This window comes from Achromobacter sp. UBA5777, assembly GCF_002418565.1.
Classification (GTDB): domain Bacteria; phylum Pseudomonadota; class Gammaproteobacteria; order Burkholderiales; family Burkholderiaceae_B; genus Achromobacter; species Achromobacter animicus.
The window spans coordinates 1-5,280 of sequence record NZ_DIEJ01000074.1 but is presented as its reverse complement, the minus strand read 5'-3'; the positions used below and the strand labels follow the sequence as shown (position 1 = coordinate 5,280).

The window sequence follows — 5,280 nt, the reverse complement described above, 5'->3', positions numbered from 1 at the left end:
GTGGCGCCGCCGCACAGGCCGGTGTTGCCCCCGCGCGGCACGACCGGCACGCCGGCTTCCTGGCACAGGGCAAGGCACGTGGCGACCTCGGCCGTCGTACGCGGGCGCACGACCGCCTGGGCCTGGCCGTTGTACAGGCCGCGCCAATCGGACAGCCACGGCGTGATGTCCGCCGGGTCGGTGAAGACGGTGTCGGGGCCCAGGGCTTGGACCAGCCGTTGAGAAAAGTCGGATGCGCTCATGAGATGTGGGATGCGGCGGGAGAGAGAAGATCGAGTTGCAGGCGGCCGGCGGCTTGCTGCAGGTGGCGGATGGCGGCCTGGCGGGCGCGGTCCGGATCGCGCGCGCGGATGGCCTCGAACACGGCGACGTGTTCCTGGTGTACGGCGGCCGTCAGGCCGTCTTGCCGGCGGCTGTTGGATCGGGCGGTGCTGACCGCCAGGCGCAGCTGCAGGTTCAGGTATTGGAGCAGGTCCTGGTAGTAGCTGTTGTGCGTGGCGGTGGCGATGGCGACGTGGAAGGCGATGTCATGTTCGACGCCGGCCTCGGGGTGGTCCAGATGGGCTTGCAGCGAGGCGAGCGCCGACGCCATGGCGTCCAGGTCCTCCGGCGTGCTGCGGACAGCCGCCAGGGCGGCTGCCCCCCCTTCGAGTTCCATGCGAAGTTCGTAGACGCTGGCGAGCTTCTTGCGGTCGACCGCGATGCCGGTGGATACCTGAAAGCCTTGCGCCCCAGTGCGCGAGACGACCGTGCTGCCCGAACCCTGCCGGCTCTGGATCAGACCTTGGGCGCGCAGGCGCTCCGTGGCTTCGCGGATGACGGCGGCGCTGACGCCATATTGCTCGGCCAGCACGCGTCCGGCCGGCAGCTTGGCGCCGACGGCGTGGACACCGTCCGCGATGTCGCTGGCGAGCTGGCGGGCAACCTGCTCGGTGAGGGTGAGGCTCTTGGTCAACATGGGCGGATTATAGGCATATTTTTCAGGTTATCTGATAACTTTGTTGGTTTCGTGAGGGGTGGTGTGCGACTCACCGGCGGGATTGGGAAGGGGAACGCGTGGCGGGATCGATGCTGGAATGCGGCCGAAGCGCGGTGGGGTTGCGTCTGGAATGCATCCGCAGCGCAACGGGCACGCCACACGCGGCAGACAGCGCTGGACCGATTCGGACCAATTCGGACAGCCGCGCCCCCTCTCAAGCCGCGACGGACGCGCTCTGCAATCCTTCGCTTTCCGCGATCTGCCCGCTTTGATCCACCATGCAGCAGCGGCCGCCCTGCGCCTTGGCGCGATACAGCGCGGCATCGGCGGAGTCCAGCGCGCCCTGCGGAGTGCGGTTGGCGCCGGACAGGATCGAGATGCCGATGGACAGGCCCACGCAGACGCGATTGCCGTCTGCCAGCGTGATGGGCTGGGAGACGTCGCGCAGCAGGTGTTCGCCCAGCCGCAGCGCGGCCGTGGCGTCGATGCCGGTGACGAGCACGATGAATTCGTCGCCGCCGATGCGCGCGGCGACGTCGTCCACGCGGAGCATGGCGCGCATGCGTTCCGCGATCGTCTTGAGCACCTGATCGCCCCCGGCGTGGCCGTGCGTGTCGTTGATGCGCTTGAAGTCGTCCATGTCCATGTAGAGCAGCGCCGCGGCGCTGTCATGGCCGCGTGCGCTGGAGCACACGCGTTCCAGCGCCGCCTGCAGGCCGGCGCGGTTGGCCAGGCCGGTCAGCGCGTCTTCGCTGGCGCGGCGATCACTGTCGCGCTCGGCCAACATGGTGGACACCAGGATGCGGTTCAGGCGGTGCGAGGCGATGACCATGCTGATCAGATAGAACGGAATCTGGATGAAGACGATCGCCATGACCCATTCGCCAGTGAAGAGCGCGCCCAGGCACATGGGGCCAAGACTCAGGAAAATCATGGCGCCCACCAGGCGGGGCGCGCCGTAGTTCCGGAAGCAGATCCCGCCGGCCATGGCGCCGCAGGACACCCCGGCCAGGGTCGCGGCCAGCCAGTCGCCGTTCAACAAGGTGATGAAGACGCCATAGCCCACGCTGAACGCCCAGAACAGGGCCAGCAGGATGTAGAGGTCGGTATGGGTGTTGCCGCCCTTGGGGGCCGCACGCAGCGCGGATCGCAGGATGACGACGCGCACCAGCGCAAGCACAACCTCCAGGATCAGCCAAGAGATATACAGCGGTTCGGGCCGCCGCCACGCGACGACACCCGAGATCATCAGGGTGTTGATGACCCCGCCGGCAAAAATGGGAAGCGTGCCGAACAGACTGGCGATGAGCGCCGCGCGGATGTCCGCCGGCGTGTCATGCCCGGAATGCGTCAGCCAACGTGTCAGCCGCCACTTGGGCAGGCTGAACTTCAGTCCTGTATCCACGCCGTCATGTCCATGCCCCTCTACCCGAAATCAGTAGGCTGGCTGGCGTTATAGCAGGTATTTGAAACCTTTAGTATTGTTCTTGGGTTCAATACCGACAGACTTCAGGCGTGCCCCCGGTGGCCGCAGACCGCGCATTCGGGGTCACGTTGCACATTGACGCTGCGCCATTGCATGGTGCGCACGTCCAGCCACAGGAGGCGCCCGGACAGGCTTTCGCCCACGCCGGACAGCAGCTTCAGGGCTTCGGCGGCCTGCATGCTGCCGATGATGCCGACCACCGGCGCGAAGATACCCATGGTGGCGCAGTTGGCTTCCTCGACGTCGTCGGCTTCCGGAAACAGGCAGTGGTAGCACGGCGCGTTGTCGTCGCGCAGGTCATAGACGCTGACCTGGCCGTCGAACCGGATGGCCGCGCCGGACACCAGCGGCTTGCGGTGTTGCACGCAGGCGCGGTTGATGGCGTGGCGCGTCGTGAAGTTGTCGGTGCAGTCCAGCACCAGGTCCGCCTGCGCGACGGCATCGGACAAAGCCTGGTCCTTCAGGCGCTCGACCCGGGCGTGGACGCGGGTCTGCGGATTGAAGGCGCCCAGCATGTCGCGGCCGGACTCGGCCTTGGGCCGGCCAACGCTTGCGGTGGTGTGCAGGATCTGGCGCTGCAGATTGCTGAGTTCGACGACATCGTCGTCGGCCAGCGTGATGTCGCCCACGCCGGCGGTGGCCAGGTAGAGCGCGGCGGGCGAACCCAGACCGCCCGCCCCCACGATGAGCACACGCGCCGCCAGCAGTTTTTCCTGCCCTTCGATCCCGAGTTCGTCCAGCAGGATGTGGCGGGCGTAGCGCAGCAGTTGCTCGTCGTTCATTTGTCCTTGCTGGGCTCGACTCCGGTCGGCGTGATCTTCATGCGCTGGGGCGTTCCGCCGCCGGCCTTGGCGTCAGCCTTGGCCTGGGCGCGGGCCGAGCCCTTCTGCACCGGCTTGCCGGCCAGCAGGTTCAGGGCCTGCTGGAGCTGGAAGTCGTCCTTGCCGCCGAACTCAAACACCTTGGCCGGCAGTTCCACGTTGTCCTGATCGGCGCTGGACTTGATTTCGTTGGTGGTCTGCTGGTTGGACAGGTGACGTTGCAGGTCGGCTTCGCGCGGCAGGCGGAACAGGTCGCCGTCGGCCGTATCCGCCACGACGTAATCCGGTTCGATGCCGGTGGCCTGAATGGATCGGCCGCTGGGCGTGAAGTAACGCGACGTGGTGAGCTTGACGGCGGTGGTTTCGGACAGCGGCAGGATCACCTGCACGGAGCCCTTGCCGAACGTGCGGTTGCCCAGCACCTTCGCGCGCTTGTGGTCCTGCAGGGCGCCGGCCACGATCTCGGAGGCCGAGGCCGAACCCACGTTCACCAGCACCACCATCGGCACCGTCTTGGTCCAGGCCGGCAGGCCGGACAGGTAGTTGCTTTCGCCGCGGGCGTATTCCGAAGGGGTCGCCAGATACTTGTGGCGGGCGTCCGGCGTGCGGCCGTCCGTGGACACCACGAGCGCATCGGGCGGCAGGAACGCGCCGGAGACACCGATGGCGCTGGTCAGGAGGCCACCCGGGTCATTGCGCAGGTCCAGCACCAGGCCCTTGGGCGGTTCCTTCGCGCCCAGCTCCTTGAGCTGGCGGGCGAGGTCGGCGCCGGTCTTTTCCTGGAACTGGGCGACGCGCACGTACGCGATGCCGTTGTCCAGCATCTTGCTGCGCACGCTGCGCACTTTGATGATGTCGCGCACGATCTTCACGACGATCGGCTGCGGACGGTCGGCGCGCATGATCGTCAGGGTGATGGGCGACTTGGGCGCGCCACGCATGAGCTTGACCGCGTCGTTCAGGGTCATGCCCTTGGTCGGCGTGTCGTCGATCTTGATGATCAGGTCGCCAGCCATGACGCCGGCGCGGGCCGCGGGCGTGTCCTCGATGGGCGAGATGACCTTCACGAAGCCGTCTTCCGCGCCCACCTCGATGCCCAGGCCGCCGAACTCGCCTTGCGTCGCGGTCTGCATTTCGCGGAACGCGTCGGCATCCAGGTAGGCGGAGTGGGGATCCAGGTTCGACACCATGCCGGAAATGGCATTGTCGATCAGGGTCTTGTCGTCGACGGCCTCGACGTAGTTGTTCTTGATGGCGGCAAAGACATTGCTCAGTTGCCTGAGCTCGTCCAGAGGCAGGGGGCTGCCACGCTGGGCGACCGCAGTCACGCCAACACTCAGCAACACACCAGCCACCGCACCGATGGCAATCAGACCGAAACCGCGAAACTTACGAGTGCCCATGCACACTTCCCGAATTTTGTTTTCGCCGATGGGTTTGGTAATTTACCAACGGTATTTTTCCAACGACATTCATTTACCGACAGCGTTTACGCCGATTGCATTCCAGCAAACCGGCTGCACCAGCCGTCACATCTACTGCGCCAGCCATTGGGCCGGGTCCACTGGAGCGCCACGATGGCGAATTTCAAAGTATAGGCCGGATTCCACTTGGCCGCCGGTTGCGCCCACGGTAGCAATAGTATCCCCGCCGGCCACCGCATCGCCCACCCGTTTGAGCAGACTTTGGTTGTAAGCATAGACGGTCAGGTACTGCTGACCATGATCCACAATGATGAGGTTGCCAAAGCCGCGCAGCCAATCGGCGTAAACCACAGTACCGGGCGCCACGACCTTGACGGGCGTACCCTCGGCCGCGCGCAGCACCACGCCGCGCCACACGCCGCCGTCCGGACGATCCACCCCGAACCTGCCCTGCACCTGGCCGCGCACCGGCATGGCCAGCCCATGACGCAGACCGTTGCCGCCGCCGACCGGCGGCGCCTTGGCGGTCTACTGGGCCGATGCACTGCGCGTTGGAGTGGCGGGCTCCTC

At 66.3% G+C, this 5,280-nt stretch carries 5 protein-coding genes and 1 pseudogene; all 6 read right to left on the bottom strand.

Annotated features, from left to right (window positions below):
* Window positions 1-242: FAD-binding oxidoreductase (locus B3446_RS05210; RefSeq protein ID WP_291378120.1), on the bottom strand; the 242-nt coding region annotated here is incomplete at its 3' end.
* On the bottom strand, window positions 239-958 hold the full coding sequence (locus B3446_RS05205; RefSeq protein WP_291378119.1) for a FadR/GntR family transcriptional regulator: 720 nt from the start codon (window positions 956-958) through the stop codon (window positions 239-241). The genes B3446_RS05210 and B3446_RS05205, both read right to left, overlap by 4 nt.
* A gap of 235 nt (window positions 959-1,193) precedes the next feature.
* A complete protein-coding gene (locus B3446_RS05200) occupies window positions 1,194-2,384 on the bottom strand; it encodes a GGDEF domain-containing protein (RefSeq protein ID WP_291378118.1) in 1,191 nt (396 codons plus the stop codon).
* Window positions 2,385-2,488: 104 nt separating this feature from the next.
* Window positions 2,489-3,247: a HesA/MoeB/ThiF family protein gene (locus B3446_RS05195; protein ID WP_291378117.1), complete on the bottom strand. Its 759-nt coding sequence runs from the start codon at window positions 3,245-3,247 to the stop codon at window positions 2,489-2,491.
* Window positions 3,244-4,689, bottom strand: a complete 1,446-nt coding sequence (locus B3446_RS05190; protein WP_175122084.1) for a S41 family peptidase — start codon at window positions 4,687-4,689, stop codon at window positions 3,244-3,246. Before B3446_RS05190 ends, B3446_RS05195 begins: the two co-directional genes overlap by 4 nt.
* Window positions 4,690-4,821: 132 nt before the next feature.
* A pseudogene (locus tag B3446_RS05185) lies at window positions 4,822-5,280 on the bottom strand (murein hydrolase activator EnvC family protein); the annotation flags it as partial.